We start from the raw sequence: 18,162 nt of genomic DNA, 5'->3' as shown, positions 1-18,162 counted from the left end.
TCTACACCTCTCCTTGCCACACATGTAAAGTGTACTTTTCAGATATAACATCCCTAAAACCTGCTTCAAAAGTATATTTACCCGGTTCAAACAAAGTAATTTCAATATCCTGAACAAAGGTGGTGACAACAAGTGATACGCTGTGAGTATCGCAAACTATCTTTTTTTCCTTTTCTAAAGCCACCTTTCCATCGGGTTCATTGACTTTGAAGAATGTTCTGTAAGCTTCTCCGTATTCCATCCCAGTCGCTGTAAAAGCGACTCTACATTTAAGTAAGGTAGGGAATTCGGGAATATGTATGCTAACTAATGGTTCTACAATTGAGAATTGTATATCTCCGTCATTCACTTTTACATAATTAATGTTTTGAGCAACAATCATGTATGATATTTTGATGTCTTTCACGCTTATTACTCCCTCGCCTAAGATTATTGATAGCATTATTCGCCACCAATCATCAATTACCTCTTTTTATTTGAAAACTAAGAAAGCCAACTCTATGTAGCGGACTCAGCTTTCTTAGCGGCAGTAATTTGATTAACAATTACACTAACAGTACATTTTTGCTTTTCAGCTTCCTCGCGCAGCCACTCAATAAGCTCTGGTTCAAAGTAAATTGCCTCTCTTATCTTCTTTTCTTTCTTCGGCGGTCTGCCTGCCATAACATCAACTCCTTGTCCACCAATTTTACAGCATTTAAAAATATTTAACAATATTTGAATTAGGTATTTACACAGCATTTTAAAGCATGTAAAATAGGCTCATAAGATCAAGGAGGCGGTTAAAAATGTTCCCTTATCACGCAAGAATGGCTGAGTTATGGTCCATCAATAAAAAGCGTCCGTTATCGGAGTCTGAATTGATTGAACTTGAACACTGTATGGCTTTGAACGCCAAACACTGTTGGACATTAGCACGGTTGCAAAATGAATCCCTGCTTGCTTCTATGACCGAGGATACCGAATGGCAGCATGAAACGTGTGCTCGCTTGGAGGAACTGCAGATCACCGGCAAAGTTACATATGGTGATGCACGATGAACTGTGAACGCTGTGGCGGCTCCGGCCGCTACTCTTCTGGTTATGTGTGCTATCAATGTGCTGGTACAGGTAAGCAAAACCCTGAGTCTGTCCGATTAATATGTATAAAGGCATTTGATAAGTATGGGTTTAATGTGGATGATCGCTGTACGGGATGGGTAACCACTCCTGCGCTCGTTACACAGGAGAAACGGTACATTATAAGGAACTGGCGTATAAAGCGTGAATACACCCTTCTAGAGCGTCAGGTGAAGGAGTATTTCAAGGAGTTACCGAAGTATTAAATGGGAGGTCAGAGAATGAGGAAGATGCTTGTAACAATTGCCTTAGCGGTGATTATCGTTGGATCAATACTGAATTGGAACGACACGGATCCGGAAGTAATACCAGAAGAAACAACACCTGTAACACGGCAGGAACAAGAAGCAACGGTACAGATCACCTTCCCTGCTGATCGCTATCCAGAGACAGCTCAGCACATCCAGAACGCCATAGAGAGCGGTCATCCAGCAACATGCACTATTGACCGGGACGGAGCAGAAAACAACCGTAAACTGTCACTGAGAGGCGTAGAAACGAAGAAAGGCTATGACCGTGATGAATGGCCAATGGCAATGTGTGCAGAAGGTGGAGAAGGCGCAGATATTGAATACATAAGTCCATCCGATAATCGTGGTGCCGGCAGCTGGGTAGGAAATCAGTTAGAGGAATATCCGGATGGGACCTTAGTGGAGTTTATTTTTGAATAAACAAAGAGCAGCGAGGCTATCCCTCCTGCTCTATTTTTGTACTCTGAATTCGTACATATTGCGAAAGTATCTGCCACCCATGATTTTAATTGAAAGAGGACTATACTCTTCTATTGGTCCACCATAGTCCATGAGCGCTTCTCTGTCGTCCTGAACGTGCCATACCGATACACGTACCTGGTTTATGGCAGCTGTGAAGAATTCCATATCTGTGGTTAGCACTTTGTATGTATTGTTCATTAGGTCACCAATAATTATAAAAATTATAGAAAAACCCGCTTTTTTATAGCGGGACTAAGATACAAATTAATTAGACTTAGTGCACAGAGCTTTCAACTCATCTTTATTAATTGATCCGTTTGGTTGACCGACTTTAGAATAAAAGTAGCCAAATCTTTGTGATAACTCTTCGACATATGGACTTTTTAATCTCAATCTCTTTTCAGTATTCAATCTAAAAGAGTCTAATAGTGCATAAGTAATGCTATAAATGTTCGCAAAGTCCACTATAGAATAATCAATTTCAATTTCTAGATCCGATTTATTTAAAAGGTAATATGGAGGTCTTTCTCCCTTCATTATTGCAGAGACAGTACCCCAACTATCTTCCTTGGCGTCGCTAAATGGCGCCACTGTTACCATATCTACTTTCGGACCACTTGGTCCAGCAATCAGACATCCTTGAGTTAAAACTACTACGTTATCAAAATATACTTTTGCGGATGCCTCTTTTATAGTTTCATTTTTTAATTCCAGGTAGTCTTTAGGGTATTCAGGAATAATAATTGGGCATCCTAAAAGTATATCTCCTTGATTTATTGGATCATCACTCTTAATAATATCGTACCAGCTATCTGCCATTTCAATCACCTCAGATTCTAGGGCGCTTTGGCAATCGACCCGCGTATTCTAATGAGAACTTTACCTCAGATTCTTTTAAATGCTTCATTGGTTTTATCTCAAAATTCTCTGTGATATCTATACGTGGGTTGGACGGCAGTTTATTGTGGTATTCAAGTTCTGCATTGAAATCAAAGGAATTATTTCTTGAGATCCTCCTCACTTCCATCGCCTCCAACTCCCCATTTGTTGAGCCAGTTAACTCAGTGGTTTTTATAGAAGTATAACCACCTACCACAGAGTTTATGCCTGTTGTTCTGTTCGCAGTTAGGTTATTGCCTTGTTGAACATGCGTACTTGCTGGATAAATCATGTTCGCTATAACTGTCAAACCAACAACGGTCATTTTGGTCAAGTTATTTAGGGATTTATTGTTTCCCCCTTCTACCTCTACAGTCGCCTTGGCTTCGACATTCCCTTGATAATTGGTCATTGTAAGATTAGGCATTGTTTGTCTCCATCTTTTGTGGTTGTGGGAAAACTTCAAAATACGTTGTACCCAGTACCTCGCCATATGTTTTTAAAGACACTGTATATTGGCCTTCGTTAGGAATTATAAGATTTCTGATGTTAGAAATCATAATGCCAGTAGAGGTTATACCAGTTGGTTGTTCGATCTGCTCAATTTGCCAAGGGATAATCATAATATCTTCTTTAGTTAATTCATTTGTAATTACAATTTCGACGTTGTTCACATCTTCAGGTTTAAAATCTGAAACAGCAGCGAATACACAAAAGCTCAACTGAGTAGGTAAAAAAGGGACTAAGAAATTCAACACGGGCTGAACCAAACTGACTTGCGGGTTTGCTTGATTTTCTACAATATTGACATCTTCAAATACCATTAGAGATCTAAAATTGATAGGTAGGGTCATTATAGCAACCTCTCAGAAATAAATTATTTTAGCTTTATTATAATCTTTAAAATCTACTAATCAATATGTTTCTTGGAAAACTATATAATCTATCAAATTTTGGCCGTCTATTCAATAGCCTATTTTATATTATAAAGCATTCTACACCTCCTACTAAATAACCTCCTACCTTTTTGTTTATTCTATGACAAATTTATGTATGTTGAAGAAGTTTAAAAGCTGTTTTATTGGATGAAAAAAGACTAGCCTCGCTTAATTTATAAACGAGGCCTTGTATGTTATCTTTGAACTGCTCTATTGATTTCCTCTTTAAGCACCTCAGCAACTACTTCCTTACTAGCTACAGAAGCAGCTTGTTGCTTTGGAATCTTGTCCAGCTTAACCCAAGCCTCCTGGATCTTCGCTCGGATTTCATCTGCATTAACCACAATACCTAGTGCACGTAATCGTTTGACTGCATAATTAAGAGCCACGTCCATCTTTTCGGACCCGGCTAATTCACCTAATGCATGTTCAGCCTTAGCGTATGCTTCTTGCGCCACACTCCATAGCGTATTTTGAATGGACTCAGCAGACTTCGCCTCTGCTGCTGCTTTACGTGCCGCAATCCAAGCGCCAAGCTGACGCCATTCCTTCAGCAAAAACCAGAACAGCAATGCCACCAACAGACATGCAATAGAGACAAGAACCGTTGTTACAGTAGATTGGATAATTTCATTCATTTTTGCACCTCACCTTTTTTTATTAGGATTGAACTTTAATGCCAGCTTCTTTGCGATAGTTGATTACTAATTGCCGCCAGAAGTCATAACTACCCTTGCTGTCAGCAATATAAGGCTTGTAATACTCATAGGCCGTCTTAGCCCAGCTTGGACACTCCATATTAGCTTTCGCTTTCTCGGCCTCGATCCACTTGGCCTGAGCATCTACAGTTGCTTGCAAATCGTCAACACGTTTCTTTTCTGATTCTGTCATTGGTTCATCGCCTCCCATTTGAATTCGCATTACTTCAGCTTTTACAGCTGGTATAAATCCTTGCGCTGCTGCCAATCGTGTATTACCATCACCGAAAAAGTTAGTTCCCGGGCACGTTTTACTGGAACGCCCCTGCACGTAGTCACCTATCCATTGTCCAGAGGCCGTGTACCAAGCGTGATAGACAATATTGTTTGTGTTGACTGGTATGTTAAGTTTGATCGCCAAACAAGCATAGAGATGCAATACAGCCTGTTTCTGCTCGTCTGTCATGCGGTCACCGCCGACATCAAAATTGCCGATGATCTCCACGCAGAGAGCACCTGTGTTTGCACCTCGTATACCTGCAGGTGTTTGATTTAAATCTCGATCCATACTAATCGCTATCTTGCCATCTTCAAATACAGTTATGTTTTGGCCTGTACCAGTCCATCCATTTGCAAGGTGTGTATTTCGAATCCCTTCCAGCGCCTTGAAATGGTCCTGATTACGCCGTGTGCTGTAATTAGGGAGCCATGTGTGATGGACCTGCAGTTTATTTATCAGTCTGGTTATTTTCTGTTGTTGGAGCCACCCTTGGAATTCGGATGACTCCATCAGCAAAAAGTTACCTTTCTTCAACATCGTCTGGTTCCCCCTTTTTATCGATCTTCCGCAAGTACACAAACAAGTCATATCGCTTGGTGTAAGTTAAGATAGATAAGATCACCAGACCCGTTGTGGTTCCGAACATTGCAATGGTCCATGCGTAAGTCTGGATTGCTTCCAGAACAGCGTCGCGACCCGTTAGAGACGTGCTGAGCCTAATCCATATTGCGACAAACATCTTGAATGTGTATGCTCCCAAAAAAAAGAGCATCGCCAGCATAAATGCACTGACAACACCCGATTTAAATCGTTCTTTAAAGTACTTCCCATGTGCTAAAAGGTTATAGACACCGCATATAGCGCAAATAAAATACGTAGTTAGTATGATCATATCAATTGTGTGCATGCTCCGTGCTTCCCCCTTTTTCATAGACCAAATAACGTGCAAAGTGATTTTGCTCAATCTTTGCCTTGATCTCTGTTGAGCATTCGCTGTAACGCTGCATCGCTAACGATGCTTTATGCTTTACCGCTTGGAGCTCCCTCTCTTTCTCTCTATCTTGACGTGGGAGTAGCCGTTTAATCCACTTTATCACCGGTTTCAGCCTCCTCGATCCTCGCCAGAATCCTTTTTTAAGTTATTAACCATATTCAGCAACGGCTCCATGAATTTCTCTCGCTCGGCATTCATTTTCTCGGTTAGTTTTTGGAGTTGTTCCTGTGCTTCATCTCTCTCTTTTCTAGCATCCGTTATAGCCGATCTGACTAAATAGATGCATACGCCAAAAAGCACGAACATTAGCACTAAAGCAAGTCCGTACTTTTCAGCCAGCGGCAGGACTTCCTTTAATGTATCCAACCAGCTCATCCCCTCGCTCCCCTATCTCTATATAATGTGACCCCATGACAAAAAGACACGCTCCAGATCCAGACGTGTTACGCTACCCTATTGAATTGCCCCAACCATCTCCCCAAACCAATGTTTATATCTCTGTTGTATGTTGTCATCTTACCTCAGACCCGAAACGCTTCCCATGTGTAACTAACGTTAGCGGAGATAACTGGCACTCTAAACGCCGTATCATTCACATAAGCATGAGAAGTACCGGACGTTCCGGTACCAGTGTACTCATATACTCGAATGGAATAAGGGTTTAACGTCTCCCCTCGCATCATTGTGTAATAATTGAAGTTAGTGCCTGCTGATGTTGGCACGCCTTGTCTCATCTCGAAGTTGTACACGCTCAGTTCTGTTCCGGCAGAAACTTCAGGTTTGATAATTATCCTGTTCGGCCTAAAACCTAAATTAGCAACATTTATATAAACGGAATTTATATTACCCGCTGTAGCGGTCGCCATTGTCATTGCTGAACTGCTAGATGTCGCTGTACCTGTTGCATATCTCACCGCTTGCAAAGCTTCTATTTTTGAAGCCAACGTTGCCCATGTATCAGATGTGGATGCACTTCCACCCTTGGCGTTAATGGCATCCACGACACCTTGTTTTGCACTAACGCCAGATTGAAAAACCTCGTTTATAGCTGCAACAACGTTAGTTTTTGCTGTGGTTTGCAAGCTGGTAAGTGTGCCAACCTGACCAGTAACGGTTGACAATAAGGCGACATCATCAGTAGCGCTCGGCGCGGCAAACTTAGCTCGACCATTAGCATCACGGATAACAAGCCTATTTGCCGTAGCGGTGCTGACAGCTCCATGAATGCCTGTGGTCAAATTGTTATGTGTAGTTACTTTTGATGTCGCATCGGTTGCAGCTGCTGTGATTGCAGTTTGTCTAGCGTCGTTGACTGCCTTTTCTGTGGTGGCAAGCACCTCTGATATACCATCTGTTTTATTGGATAGCTGCACAATACCAGGAACAGTTAATGAAGCTGGAGGGATTTCGATATTATCAACTTCTGAACGCAATTCGTTAATCTCCGTTCCGATGGCATTCATATCTGCTGGCTTGACCTCATCCTCCATAGTCCAATCTATTTTAGCCATTAAGATGTAACCTCCTCTATTTCAAACGTTTCAAGCATCAGGTTATCTGAAGTGATAGGCACATTGACTGCTTTGGAGCTAACTTTAATTGTTGGACCCATAACCTCGATAAGCGTCACCAAGGAAATATCTGAAGCTGGGATAATAAAGTTAAGTGCCACCGTTGAGTCTGTGACTGCCTTTTTTTCAAATTGGGTTATCTCATACACCCCATTCAGAACAACCTTCGTTATACGAGAGTTGAGATGATTTGCTAAGTCATTTAATGCCTCTTGATAAATCACAGTGTCACCTCCGGACCTAGTGTGGCAAACGGTTTCTCTCCAAGCTTCCACGATCCATCCAATTTATAATTCCAAGTGATATCCCGTCTTGTGGTTGTATGTTTTATGCCAATTTTATGAACAAGCGATGTATTTTGTTGATAAATCAGGTTAGCAGGTTTAACGGATTGCACTGTATGTTGAACCTCTTTAAATAAATTTGCGTTTTCAATGTTGGTCGTGACATACAAAATAAACTGTTGCACATCTACCGATACAACAGCCAAACCGGGACCGATAAGCCTATCAAGTTGTTCCTGCAGCCATCGGATTGTAAATGGTGGTTTCATGGACTGCCGGTTTATAATCCGTTTACGTCTGAATTCCAATGGTTCTGTTGATGGATCAGCCTGGATACGTAGCATTTTTTCTCGCCGCCTGATGGATTGGGCGCTTGCTGTCATTACATACATATCATCCCGTTGTCTCAGAATGCCGGCTGCGATGTTGTCTAACTCGATTTCCTGAGCCATCAACAATGCAGCCATCTGTTTACTATCCACATAATAGTCCGGGAGGTACTCCATTAACCTACTCACTCAGTGTCACCGTCCCTTTTTGCGGAACCTGATCGTCTGTTAGAGACAGGTTATCAGTGGACCCGTTCAATTGTGTTCCCATGACGTCTACAACGCCTGAAACGGTCAATATACGCGCCTCAATCTGTGCCACACGGATAATTAAAGGTGCATCGGTTTCCCATGATTGCCGCAAAGCTAGAAAATACGCCTCTATAGCATCCTCAATATCCTGTTGTACCTGTCCGATAGTCGTTTCAGGTGCTAGTGTTAAAGTGGATGATATGTTAATTGTTAGCCAGCTTATCCCCGTTATGGTAACGGTATGACCAATAGGAGCTAAGCCTAGTCCTAGGCCAGCGAACGGGATAGGGTCAACAATCTCCTGCACCTGTGCAACTAGTGCTGTGGATGGTGGAATATAGTTGGTTGCCATGATTGTAGCTTTGACTGTGCCGCCACCTTGCCACACAGGTGTAATCTTAACTGAAGCAACACCGTCCAATGCACGTATCTTTTGACGATAGTCTGCGACATTACCACCGAATGGTTGTTCATTAATTTCTGTATAGTAACGATCACGCAAATTTTCGTCTGATTCCTCGTCCTCACCAGGTACAAGCACGTCACCTAGAACTGCTGTAGAAAGATTATTGATGTAATCTACCGCAAGCATTGCGCCAAATGGAGCATTACCTATAGCCCCGGCTGTTTCGGATCTAACTTTAAATAACCCTGTTGAAACCTTTTCGGTTACTACATAGTTGATATCCTCAATAAAAAAACGACTTCCTATGGGCACGTCCATTAGAACGCCTTGCCCATCAAGGAATGTCGCCTGTCTCACTGCAAATGTTGCTGGTTCCCGGTTAACTCCAAACTCTGCTGTACGTCTACTCAAGTATTCACCTGAAGCCGTGTCAGCATAGTACATGTCGTCTCCTGCAGACATATCAATATACATTTGGGCCATTTCCGCAGCAGCAGGTGCTAGGGCATCGTAGATTACACTACCGGGTCGTTTATCCATATTGTCCGGGACATCATCTAACATTCGTTGCAAAATGGCTTCAAAGTCGTATTCCTCTGTATCATACATCGCTTATCACCTCCGTCAGTTGCAATGTTCCAGCTATCGTGGTAACCGTGAATGTTACCGTTACACTGTCGCCCACCTGGACTATATCAAAGCTACCCACGTCACTAATGCGTTCGTCATATATCAAAGCCTCTGTTATGACTCGTGGTAACTCCGATTCAATAAACCCTGCGCTTGAATCCTTACCAAGCACTGTATCTGTCTCAGCTCCATAAGAATCTGGATAGATAATGTTTTCGAACCTGATCGTTCTTAGCGCCTTGATAATGAATTGCTTCATAGCCTGAAGGCCATCGATTGAACGTCCAATCTCTCCAGTGTCTGGGTCCAGTGAATACGTCTTAGAAGGTTGTATCTCTGACGTGAATAGTTCTGGTACCTGAATGTTTAAATCAGGCGTTAGAGCCATACCGCACCCCCTTAGCTGCAATGTAGAACGATTGTCCACCTTGAACGCTTATCACCAACACTTTATCCCCTGCCTGGAGTTCATCTTCATACCTAATGAACTGGTCCGCTGCTGATTCCAGCCCTTCTTCTGTAGAGGCTACCCGAATTTTTCGTACAGCCTTGGTCAAACCTTCGTCAACAATTAACATTTCAGCAGGTATCGGGTTTTTCGTATCCAGTCCTAGCTGAATACTTAATCCGGGTGGTGGTGTTAAAACAGTGGCTTCAAGCAATTTAACGGGTCCGGCCGCTTCAACCGCAGCTATAGCGGCTTGTTTGATAACGTCTAGCATGTCATCACCCCAATATCTCTTTCCGGAGTTGTTCAGCGAACTCCTTATCTTCTTCCTCTTTGCTTTTCTTCTCGCTTGATTTCTTTTTGGATTTATCTTTGTCCTCAGCCGGTTCATCTGGTTCATCGGGTTCAACGGTAGCATCGATGTCTGGTAAATCATCGGTCTTGGTTAATGTGAGAGACATCATGTGTTCATTGCCGTGGAATGTATGACTGTCCTCATCGACATAAAAAGCCCGGTTAACTCCGAGCTCCTTGGCGATCACATATACAGCCGATCCGGATATAACAGGTGCTATTCCCAACGCATCGATTGTGAAAGATTCACCCATCTTACCTTTTTCCATCATCATGGCCGTGGCCCGTTGCATTAGCTGAGCCTTGTTGAGTTCGTCCGACACTTCCTCGTAGTACTGCAGGGTGCCGTATCGCTTCTTGGTCGTGGGATTATCCACCTTAGCAATGTGAGTGGAGGTAACCTCTTTACCATCTTTGCCTTCAGCAGATGTGGTAGAAGTCAATTTAACCTGTGTGTACGTGTCCTCAATGGATTGCGAGAAGGCATAGTCCACTAAGTTAGATCCATCCTCAATAACCCATTTACGGGCTAAATCTACGCGTTTGGTGAGATGTAGCTTGCCTTTGTCCGAATACAGGTAGTATTTGACTCTGGTGTGCTTGTACGTTAACGAGATGGCTGTCAGGATGATATCAAATAGAGTCCCTTGCATGATGCGAGTCAGCTTGTGTGGAGTAGCTGCTATCGTCCCGATTGGAATCCCGAAGTCTGCACAAATACGCCGGACTATTTCACCCAGCGTTTTCCCGGTAAACACATATTTGTCTTCACTCTTTGTGAGGTACACCAGATCATCATAAGCAGTTAAAGCGAGGCTTCCGCTTTTGGTACGTTCTTTGGCAAATATCGTTCCTCGGAATAGTTCCTCACCTTTCCACCTGAACAACAGTTGGTCACCCACATCCACCGGCTGTTTACGATGCATTCCCCTTGTGGTTGATAAGATAGTTGCAGCCAGTGTCCTTGGCGCTTGAAGTTTAGCACCAGACCATTCCACGTCCTGCACCGGTAATTGATATGTACCACCGGACCGGACCACAAACAATTCCATCATTTCAGCTTCAACTCCTGACCAGGACGGATGGTATATGGCGCCTTGATCTTATTGATCTCAGCAAGCTTTTGCCATGTGGTGTTGTTAGCTTTGGCTATCTTCCAGAGAGAATCACCTGATTTAACCTTGTACGTTGCCGGCACCGTCTTTGTGCTTGGTCGTGCAGCCGTTGTGCTTGTGGTCACCTTCTTGCTACCGTTTGCCGCTGTTTTCTTCTCATCAAGCTTCCGAATCGTAACGAACTTGTATTCTCGCAAATTTAGGTCAAAATGGATCGTTTCCACATCCCCGCCTTCTTCACGGTATACAAAGTCCTCAATGGTCACCGCAAAGTTCCAGGCTGTACCACTCACCAGAAAGCGTATAGGCTTACCTGTGGCTTTCCACTTGCTTATGGTAGCTGCAGCTTGTTTTGGTATCGGGATGTCCTTATATTCGCAATACGGACCCCACGTAGACGGGAAGAAACTTGAGAACTCAAATGTTTTGAGAACCGGATCATTGATTATCGCCACCTCACCGATGCCTGCAACATCTACCGTAGTCGTTTGGCTACCGTTACCTATGCTGATTTCAGGTGGGTTAACCGGTAGCCGTAAACGTTCTGCATTGTTGTTATACGAAAGCCATATTTCTCTACTCATACCATTTGCACCCCGCTTGGACCGTAGTCATGTTCATTCTTCAGGGCATCTTTAATGATTTTAACTACCTTTTTGGCATCCATATCATTCGAATAGTAGTTGTCACCAGTGATATTGATGTTTACCATTCTGCTTCCCGATACAGGTGAACCACTTGTGCTGCGTGTTCCGGCCATATCACGGATCAATGAAGCTTCCTCAGCTGGCAGGACTGTCTCTCCCTTATGAAGGTTTGCAGCATAGTTATCAAACGGTACATCAGAAATACCCTTAGCATGGGATCCATCGAATCCTTTGATAAGGTTAGGGAAGCCTGTATTTTGCAAAGTAGATGCTGCTTTCTTGTTGTTGTCTCGCATCTCTTTTGTCTCGAGTAGACCAAATTCTTTTATATTGAATCCAACCTCACCATAGAATGGAATATCAACACTGATGCCATTGAGCTTTTCTATCATCCAGTTAACTTTCTTGAGAATCCAGTTAACACCTTCGGCAATAGCGTCTTTTGCACCCTGAAAAGCATTGGAAACGATGCTCTTAATGGTGTCCCAATTCTTCCATGCCGCCCATAGCAATCCAAGCGCCGTAATAACCCATCCTATAACCGGAACAAATCGCACCAATCCGCCGACAACACGACCTATCCATGGTATAAAAGGTTTGGACCATTTCAGAACTGATACAAATCCTCTACCTAATGATAATATGCCGCTACCCAGCCATTTCGCTACTGACCAAGCAGTTTTCATGGTTTTGCCCACAAAGGTAAATACAGGAGCAAATTCTTTAAATACCTTAGCTACCTTCCCCGCAATAAACAACCCTCCAAGGACTTTTGCGCCTGTTTTCAGATAAGGTAATAACACATCCCAATTATCAATAACCCACTTAATTCCAGTAGCTAAGTCTTTAGCGAGCGCACCTGACAATTCAGTTACGCTTTTTGTGAAGTTGGCAATAGATTTTTGACCTTCTTCAGAGGAAGCCCAGGCATTCAACTCAGCAAATGCGGGAGTGACGGCAACAATCATGCTTTGTCCCATGTCTTTTAAAGATTTACCGAGTGTTAGGACAGTATTGTTTATTTCTGTCATTGGGTTATTTCCCTTAAACACACCAAATTGTTTATTCAATTCACCTGCTGCCTTTACAGGATCGCTTATAGCTTCGGCTGCAGCAAGCATGGGTTCTTTTAAATCTTCATATTTGGTACCAAGTAATTCAGTAGCATACGCGGCCTTCTGAGCTTCGCTAGGCAAGTTAGAAAGTGCAGTTGCATATTCAAACAACACTTGTTGACCTGACAAGGTACCAGCATCCATTGCTTTGTATATTTCTCGTGTTCTATCCTTGCCAAGTAATTTGCTCATTGCTGTTATTTGAGTATCTGACATCTCGTTACGTCTAATATTGAATTCTCGGAACATGTCAGAGGGTTCATCAAAGTTTCTACCTCCAGATTGAACCGCAGCTATATACGCAGCACCAACTTGATCAATATTTAGTTTCAAGTCTTTAAATGTACTCGAGTATTCATTCAAAGAATCAAGATAGTCATCGTATTGATCACCAGCGTACTTCATTACAAATGCAGATACATCGGCAATTTCGCCGAATGAACCCAATTCATTTTTTAAGCTGGAAGCAAATCCTCTTGCCGTTTCAGAAATGTCAGTTCCATAAATCTGAGCATACATCGCAGTCCCTTCAACCGCTTCACGTAAAGCCTTGCCTTCGAGTTTAGTCTGTTGGGAGTAATCAACCAACGCTTGAATAACATCGTTTCGTGAATTACCGATCTTTTTATCATAATAAATGCTGTCGGCAATATTAGTGACTGCCGGTTGGCTAAGATTGGTCATAGCAGATGCTCTTGCATCAGATTCAAAAGCATTTGCTCCAGCCGAGAACATTCCTGCGCTTGAAATACCAGCTACAGCACCGAGCGCAAGTGTCTTATTTGCCAATCCATCAAGTCTACTTTCAACATTGGATATAGTTCGAGATGCATTATCCTTGACTCTAATGGTTGCAGTAGCCACGGTTGAACCAATGGTATTTAAACTTCGAGTCAATGTTCTTAATTTCCTTGTAGCCTGGTCTTTTAACCCTACTCTAGGATTTATTCTCATCCGAGAAAGACGCCTAAACATTTTGTTGGTTTTATCTGTAGTTTGAGCTACCTTCTCGAGCGCTTTTGCTGGTCTAGCTAGTTTGCGTGATATTCTGTCTTGGAAGTTAAACACCGCGTTAATGCTCGCCATGTGATTCCTCCTTTCTTAGGGAATAAAAAAAGACTCCTCGAAGGAGCCCTTAAAATAATTTAAAGTTTTCCACCACTAAACTTTAGCCATTCTTGGAATGTTGATAAAGTTAGTATGAACAAGAAAAAACCTATGCCTATATTTGCCCAGAAATTAAAATCTCCATGCAGATTTACTGGTAGCGTCACTAACCACGATGCAGATACAACGATACCTGTGTATTTCTGAGTCTTTGAAACGCTCAATAAAGCAATGATAGCAAACATGATAATGATGGCTAAACCCACAAACCAAAGAAATCCAATGGACGGCCTCAAAAGGTTCGCTAGTGTGAAGGAACCAAAACCCGTCGCCATCAAAATCATTGTTCTACCTAATTTTCTAGCTTTATATTCAGATTTCTGTTCAACCATTTTCCCGTAGTCATTCATCTGCGTTCCCCCTCAAAGTAACAATAAGAGAAGGAAGCCAGAAAAATCAACCATTTTTTCCAATACGGCGGCCTTTCCCTTGTGATCCTATACGGTGTTGCCTGTCTTCGCGTTTCAATCGTTCGAATTCAAGTTGGAATGATCCGTATAAAAAAGCCCGGCGAAGGCGATCCATATTCCACAAATCTTCTATATCACTTGGCTTATAACGCATCTTGTGAATAGCATAATGGGTATATACGGCATCACGATCACCGGACTCTATTAGTTTTTTGCGTCTTCAATAAGTTCTTCAAAATCGTCATCGAAATCATTGGCCTTCTGCATCGCCTCAAACCATGCGCCCATCTCCCCGGCAGTTTCCAATACTTTAGGCACAACATCCACAGGGTCGGTCACACCGTAAGATTTAAGCAACTCAGCATCTTTAAAGTTAGGGAACACTGTGGTTTCAATACCTACTTTGATATTAAACCGCCGCGCATCAAATTCTTCTCGTGCTGGAGTGCCTTTACGTGCTGGGATACGTTTTGTACATTCATCCCTGAGTTCCTCTACTCGCTCCGATCCAAGTGGCCGGAACACAAAAGGAACGGGCTCACCTTCCTCGTCAAGATAACGCCGGGTGACCACTTCCTCCAATTCTTGAATAGGTTTAGCGTTGCCTTTCATGAAAAATGCCATATTGCGTTGTGTCATATATTTAATCCTCCGATAGGTTTATTTTAGCCTGGTGTTACTTCGCTGAATGTTTCTGGCATGTCAGCATCTTCAAAGGTAAATTCAACATCCTCAGACAAAGCCTCGGCATCTGTGTTGAGAGATGCCAAAATAACGCTGTTCAAGTTGACGCCACGCAGCGTAATTGTTTGACGACCCGTTGCAGATGTTGGGTCCTCGTTGGTTACTGTGATATCAAAGTAAGTATCAACTCCGTTTTTAATGTAATCCAACATCAATTGACGGAAACGGGATGTAACGTAGTAAATCGTCATGGAACCTGTGCCCGTCCAACCCGTGGCTTTGTTTTGTACACCACGGCGTCCAAGCGTACGGATCTCCGTTTTATTCTTTTCGGCTGTAGCTTCAAGGTTTTGCAGGTAGAACATTTCCTCTACCACGCCGTTAATTGTTGCATACGCTCGGCCCTCTTGGCCTGAGATGGTATCCTGGGCTCTCAAGAATGGCATATTACTTCACCTTCACTCTCATATAAAGTTTTTCCATCGCATCAACCGGCTGAGCGTTGGCTTCTACGTACACTGCATCCTTAGCGGCACCCGCTTGAACAAGGATATCTGTTTGAGCATCGAAGTTTTGGATGGCTCCGATTTCCTGGTATGTGTTAAACAGTGAAACAAGTTCAGCACGGAACAGCATACGACCATCTTGATTGTTATCCACTTTACCGATGTAAAATCGATCAAATACCGATTTCGTATCGTTAGCGATGCCATCCAGGACACGCAGTACCCGGTTCTTCTGGAACTCTGAACCTTTGGTAGGTGTAAAGCTTTTGAAAGTGTTGATGTCTTGCTGAACCACAGCTTGACCACGGTTTGCAATGAACAAGAACTCGCCATTAAGCAGCGCCGTTTCAATTGCACCGTTGGTATAGCGTGTATCCACATCCACCGCATCATCATAAGCCGAATAAGTGAGTGATTGGTTAACCGCAGCACCTGCAGTAGCACCCGCCACCCATGCAACTGCTTTGATCCGGTCAATCACCGTTTGGTCAGACAGGATTACACCGTTCTTAACACTGATTACACCTTCATGATCGGCTGTTGTGTAGTTTGAGACTACCAACTGTACTTTCTTGCCCTCGCCGTCTCTCAGACGCTTCACAAACGCCGTATACAGCGCTTTAAGGGTGTTGTCATCAGATACCAATGCAATTGTGTTGAAGTCCTGAACCTCAATCGCTGTCAGGTAATTTGTATGGTCAGCATTTGTCACTGAACCATCAGTACCACCAGTCAGCGGAGCACCTGCAGTTGTCGCTAATGCATTATCCGAAGCAGCTGCCGCAAACGTCACCCAGTCATTAGCAACTAACCCTGTGATATCGGAAACAACCTGAGTTTCTTGTTTATCGCCATCAACCAACGTGATTACATCGAACTTAGAAGGATCATCAACGTTTGTTTGCACCACTACTGAGATACCGTTGCCTCTTAGGCCGCTGTATTTTGCCGTGACAACGAGATTGCCCGTTGTGGCTGTTGCCGCTACCCCATCATTCAACCGATACAAGATAAGCGTTCTAGCTCGTTTCAGAGCTTCTCTAATCAGCAACAATTCAGGTGATGTCGCATCATATCCTAGCAGTTCAAAATAATCCTCACCTGCTTCAATAGTCACCAACTGTTTAGCCGGTCCCCAGCTAAGCGGAAGGGCCATTGTCACCGTACCGCGTTCGCCAACCGCGCTCAGCGTAGTGGCTTCAGATACGAAATTCATATAAGTACCAGGAATAACTTTATTTTGCGTTACCCATGTGCCTCCAGCCATCTATTTGACCTCCTTTGCTTTAAATTCCTCAAACTTTTGGTTTACCTCGTCAATTGAATAAGACTCTCCATCTTCTAAAAGAGTGTTAATCAGATCTCGGGAAGAATCGGTAAACTGTTTTGACGTGAGCCATTGTTCCTTAGTGAACTTAATCTTGCTTGGCTCAAGCTTCACAGTGATATCACCGGCATTAAAACTCTCGCTCTGTTTTGCTTTAGTTGTCATTTCAATCTCCCTTCCTGTAACAAGCTCTGCATCTTATCGCCCGGAGCTCTCTCACGCAATACGTGAAAGTCGTACCGAACGTTAAAATGCAACACACCATCCACAATTTCATGGGTCATGGCTTCACCACGGATCAAGTTCCCATCCATCGTGATTAAATCCATGAGGCTATACAGCTGTTCGGCCATGTCGTGGCATGCGGTGTAGTTGTCATCGTGAAAATAGTGGATATCGAACGAATGCGATCGTATATAACGTCTGTCCCTTTGCTTGGTATGGGCAACAGGAAACATCAACACAAAAAAGCACGGTTCGTTAAAACCCTGCGGCACGCGTTCGTCATATACTTCCATTGTTGAAAATGTTGTCGCTATCGTTGATACCACTGCATCCTTCACATCATTTATCACTACCATGGGCATCACCCGAAATATTTATTTAGTGCTTCTTCCAGTTTACGGTCCAAGAACTGCTGCATTTCTCTTTCGATCTCTTGAACAGATATCTTGAGCATGAACTTCCCTTCAACCCAACCTGTCTTGTCCTTACCAGTACGATGTCCATTTTCGATAAAAGAAGCATAGTAAGTGTTGTTGAAGTATTCTATGCTGTAAAAGCCTCCGGGCAATTCTTTTATTGAACTAATACGAAACATCCGTCTTAGATAACCTTGATCCACTGGCGTCCTTGGTTTAACCTTGGCATCCAAGCGATAAACCAGTTCAAGCAAGAACTCTTGCAGCAGATCACCGACTACTTGACCACGTGAAGCCTTATCTAGCTTCTTTGTGAACTCATCCAAACCGCTCATATCCAGCATCAGGATTTCACATCCCTCTCCAGATTGATTTCCTGATGAGTAGGATAAATAAACGGTTCACCTGCTGTGTATTCCCGCGTTAACCCTTCGCGAGTCACTGCAAGCTTATCGCCATGTTTAATCTCCACAAGTGGAGAAAGGAACAATTTAGATGAATAATCAATGTCGTTGGTAGTGTCGGTCTGAGTATTAGCAGCTAATCCTGTTTGAGAGATGCGACACGCCACGTTCAGGTGTTTGGTTACCCAAGCAAGCTCTGTCGCTCCATTGGGCTTCTTAACACGCTCAGAGCGTTGAACTGTCACCGCGTCC

Annotated in this window: 31 protein-coding genes; 3 read left to right on the top strand and 28 right to left on the bottom strand. The window is 43.2% G+C overall.

What is annotated here, in order from left to right; translation table 11 throughout:
• Position 1: 1 nt before the first annotated feature.
• Together MH144_RS21030 and MH144_RS21025 are read right to left on the bottom strand one after the other, a co-directional pair.
• A complete protein-coding gene (locus MH144_RS21030; protein ID WP_239303935.1) occupies positions 2-406 on the bottom strand; it encodes a hypothetical protein in 405 nt (134 codons plus the stop codon).
• Positions 407-498: 92 nt separating this feature from the next.
• Positions 499-663: a hypothetical protein gene (locus MH144_RS21025; protein WP_239303933.1), complete on the bottom strand. Its 165-nt coding sequence runs from the start codon at positions 661-663 to the stop codon at positions 499-501.
• 125 nt (positions 664-788) lie between these two features.
• On the opposite strand from MH144_RS21025, the gene MH144_RS21020 reads away from it, so the two are divergent.
• From MH144_RS21020 to MH144_RS21010, 3 genes are read left to right on the top strand one after another with little or no spacing between them, the layout of a single operon-like run.
• A complete protein-coding gene (locus MH144_RS21020; RefSeq protein ID WP_239303931.1) occupies positions 789-1,040 on the top strand; it encodes a DUF7667 family protein in 252 nt (83 codons plus the stop codon).
• Positions 1,037-1,324 carry a hypothetical protein gene (locus MH144_RS21015; protein WP_239303929.1) on the top strand — a complete coding sequence of 96 codons (288 nt, stop codon included), beginning with the start codon at positions 1,037-1,039 and terminating at the stop codon, positions 1,322-1,324. The genes MH144_RS21020 and MH144_RS21015 overlap by 4 nt, the downstream gene beginning before the upstream one ends.
• A gap of 15 nt (positions 1,325-1,339) precedes the next feature.
• A complete protein-coding gene (locus tag MH144_RS21010) occupies positions 1,340-1,789 on the top strand; it encodes a NucA/NucB deoxyribonuclease domain-containing protein (protein WP_239303927.1) in 450 nt (149 codons plus the stop codon).
• Positions 1,790-1,819: 30 nt separating this feature from the next.
• On the opposite strand, the gene MH144_RS21005 is transcribed toward MH144_RS21010, so the two are convergent.
• The 26 genes from MH144_RS21005 to MH144_RS20880 all read right to left on the bottom strand — a co-directional run bounded on the left by MH144_RS21005 (position 1,820) and on the right by MH144_RS20880 (position 18,155).
• Positions 1,820-2,029 (bottom strand): hypothetical protein, encoded by a 210-nt coding sequence (locus MH144_RS21005; RefSeq protein WP_239303925.1) that lies wholly within the window; start codon positions 2,027-2,029, stop codon positions 1,820-1,822.
• Between the two features lie 66 nt (positions 2,030-2,095).
• Entirely contained in the window at positions 2,096-2,650 is a 555-nt protein-coding gene (locus tag MH144_RS21000) for a hypothetical protein (RefSeq protein WP_239303922.1), read from the bottom strand.
• Between the two features lie 10 nt (positions 2,651-2,660).
• Positions 2,661-3,137: a hypothetical protein gene (locus tag MH144_RS20995; protein ID WP_239303919.1), complete on the bottom strand. Its 477-nt coding sequence runs from the start codon at positions 3,135-3,137 to the stop codon at positions 2,661-2,663.
• Complete coding sequence (locus MH144_RS20990) at positions 3,130-3,564, bottom strand: hypothetical protein (protein WP_239303917.1); 435 nt, start codon at positions 3,562-3,564, stop codon at positions 3,130-3,132. Before MH144_RS20990 ends, MH144_RS20995 begins: the two co-directional genes overlap by 8 nt.
• A 278-nt stretch (positions 3,565-3,842) precedes the next feature.
• Positions 3,843-4,286: a hypothetical protein gene (locus MH144_RS20985; RefSeq protein WP_239303914.1), complete on the bottom strand. Its 444-nt coding sequence runs from the start codon at positions 4,284-4,286 to the stop codon at positions 3,843-3,845.
• Between the two features lie 22 nt (positions 4,287-4,308).
• On the bottom strand, positions 4,309-5,163 hold the full coding sequence (locus MH144_RS20980) for a peptidoglycan recognition protein family protein (protein WP_239303911.1): 855 nt from the start codon (positions 5,161-5,163) through the stop codon (positions 4,309-4,311).
• Complete coding sequence (locus tag MH144_RS20975) at positions 5,147-5,518, bottom strand: hypothetical protein (RefSeq protein ID WP_239303909.1); 372 nt, start codon at positions 5,516-5,518, stop codon at positions 5,147-5,149. Before MH144_RS20975 ends, MH144_RS20980 begins: the two co-directional genes overlap by 17 nt.
• A gap of 1 nt (position 5,519) precedes the next feature.
• Positions 5,520-5,723 carry a hypothetical protein gene (locus MH144_RS20970; protein ID WP_239303907.1) on the bottom strand — a complete coding sequence of 68 codons (204 nt, stop codon included), beginning with the start codon at positions 5,721-5,723 and terminating at the stop codon, positions 5,520-5,522.
• A gap of 5 nt (positions 5,724-5,728) precedes the next feature.
• The gene (locus MH144_RS20965) at positions 5,729-5,995 is read right to left on the bottom strand and encodes a DUF1635 domain-containing protein (RefSeq protein ID WP_239303904.1); all 267 of its coding nucleotides are present in this window, start codon (positions 5,993-5,995) and stop codon (positions 5,729-5,731) included.
• Positions 5,996-6,141: 146 nt separating this feature from the next.
• A complete protein-coding gene (locus tag MH144_RS20960) occupies positions 6,142-7,131 on the bottom strand; it encodes a tail fiber protein (protein ID WP_239303902.1) in 990 nt (329 codons plus the stop codon).
• On the bottom strand, positions 7,131-7,415 hold the full coding sequence (locus MH144_RS20955; RefSeq protein WP_239303899.1) for a ketopantoate hydroxymethyltransferase: 285 nt from the start codon (positions 7,413-7,415) through the stop codon (positions 7,131-7,133). Before MH144_RS20955 ends, MH144_RS20960 begins: the two co-directional genes overlap by 1 nt.
• Positions 7,412-7,993 carry a putative phage tail protein gene (locus tag MH144_RS20950; RefSeq protein WP_239303896.1) on the bottom strand — a complete coding sequence of 194 codons (582 nt, stop codon included), beginning with the start codon at positions 7,991-7,993 and terminating at the stop codon, positions 7,412-7,414. The genes MH144_RS20955 and MH144_RS20950 overlap by 4 nt, the downstream gene beginning before the upstream one ends.
• On the bottom strand, positions 7,986-9,071 hold the full coding sequence (locus MH144_RS20945) for a baseplate J/gp47 family protein (RefSeq protein ID WP_239303894.1): 1,086 nt from the start codon (positions 9,069-9,071) through the stop codon (positions 7,986-7,988). Before MH144_RS20945 ends, MH144_RS20950 begins: the two co-directional genes overlap by 8 nt.
• Complete coding sequence (locus MH144_RS20940) at positions 9,064-9,480, bottom strand: DUF2634 domain-containing protein (protein ID WP_239303892.1); 417 nt, start codon at positions 9,478-9,480, stop codon at positions 9,064-9,066. Before MH144_RS20940 ends, MH144_RS20945 begins: the two co-directional genes overlap by 8 nt.
• The gene (locus tag MH144_RS20935) at positions 9,464-9,814 is read right to left on the bottom strand and encodes a DUF2577 family protein (protein WP_239303890.1); all 351 of its coding nucleotides are present in this window, start codon (positions 9,812-9,814) and stop codon (positions 9,464-9,466) included. The genes MH144_RS20940 and MH144_RS20935 overlap by 17 nt, the downstream gene beginning before the upstream one ends.
• A gap of 4 nt (positions 9,815-9,818) precedes the next feature.
• Positions 9,819-10,949: an XkdQ/YqbQ family protein gene (locus MH144_RS20930; RefSeq protein WP_239303888.1), complete on the bottom strand. Its 1,131-nt coding sequence runs from the start codon at positions 10,947-10,949 to the stop codon at positions 9,819-9,821.
• The gene (locus MH144_RS20925) at positions 10,946-11,593 is read right to left on the bottom strand and encodes a LysM peptidoglycan-binding domain-containing protein (RefSeq protein WP_239303886.1); all 648 of its coding nucleotides are present in this window, start codon (positions 11,591-11,593) and stop codon (positions 10,946-10,948) included. The genes MH144_RS20930 and MH144_RS20925 overlap by 4 nt, the downstream gene beginning before the upstream one ends.
• Positions 11,590-13,857, bottom strand: a complete 2,268-nt coding sequence (locus MH144_RS20920) for a phage tail tape measure protein (protein ID WP_239303884.1) — start codon at positions 13,855-13,857, stop codon at positions 11,590-11,592. Before MH144_RS20920 ends, MH144_RS20925 begins: the two co-directional genes overlap by 4 nt.
• A gap of 59 nt (positions 13,858-13,916) precedes the next feature.
• Positions 13,917-14,288, bottom strand: coding sequence for a hypothetical protein (locus tag MH144_RS20915; RefSeq protein ID WP_239303882.1), 372 nt, complete (start codon positions 14,286-14,288; stop codon positions 13,917-13,919).
• Between the two features lie 264 nt (positions 14,289-14,552).
• Positions 14,553-14,987 (bottom strand): phage tail assembly chaperone, encoded by a 435-nt coding sequence (locus MH144_RS20910; protein ID WP_239303880.1) that lies wholly within the window; start codon positions 14,985-14,987, stop codon positions 14,553-14,555.
• Between the two features lie 26 nt (positions 14,988-15,013).
• Complete coding sequence (locus MH144_RS20905; protein WP_239303878.1) at positions 15,014-15,478, bottom strand: phage tail tube protein; 465 nt, start codon at positions 15,476-15,478, stop codon at positions 15,014-15,016.
• Between the two features lies 1 nt (position 15,479).
• Positions 15,480-16,805: a phage tail sheath family protein gene (locus MH144_RS20900; RefSeq protein ID WP_239303876.1), complete on the bottom strand. Its 1,326-nt coding sequence runs from the start codon at positions 16,803-16,805 to the stop codon at positions 15,480-15,482.
• Positions 16,806-17,030, bottom strand: coding sequence for a hypothetical protein (locus MH144_RS20895; protein WP_239303874.1), 225 nt, complete (start codon positions 17,028-17,030; stop codon positions 16,806-16,808).
• Entirely contained in the window at positions 17,027-17,446 is a 420-nt protein-coding gene (locus tag MH144_RS20890) for a phage tail terminator family protein (protein WP_239303872.1), read from the bottom strand. The genes MH144_RS20895 and MH144_RS20890 overlap by 4 nt, the downstream gene beginning before the upstream one ends.
• Before the next feature lie 5 nt (positions 17,447-17,451).
• A complete protein-coding gene (locus MH144_RS20885; RefSeq protein ID WP_239303870.1) occupies positions 17,452-17,850 on the bottom strand; it encodes an HK97 gp10 family phage protein in 399 nt (132 codons plus the stop codon).
• The gene (locus tag MH144_RS20880; protein WP_239303868.1) at positions 17,850-18,155 is read right to left on the bottom strand and encodes an ABC transporter ATP-binding protein; all 306 of its coding nucleotides are present in this window, start codon (positions 18,153-18,155) and stop codon (positions 17,850-17,852) included. Before MH144_RS20880 ends, MH144_RS20885 begins: the two co-directional genes overlap by 1 nt.
• Positions 18,156-18,162 lie beyond the last annotated feature (7 nt).

Source organism: Paenibacillus sp. ACRRY (genome assembly GCF_022346995.1).
GTDB lineage: Bacteria > Bacillota > Bacilli > Paenibacillales > Paenibacillaceae > Paenibacillus.
This window is presented reverse-complemented; position numbering and strand designations above follow the sequence as displayed.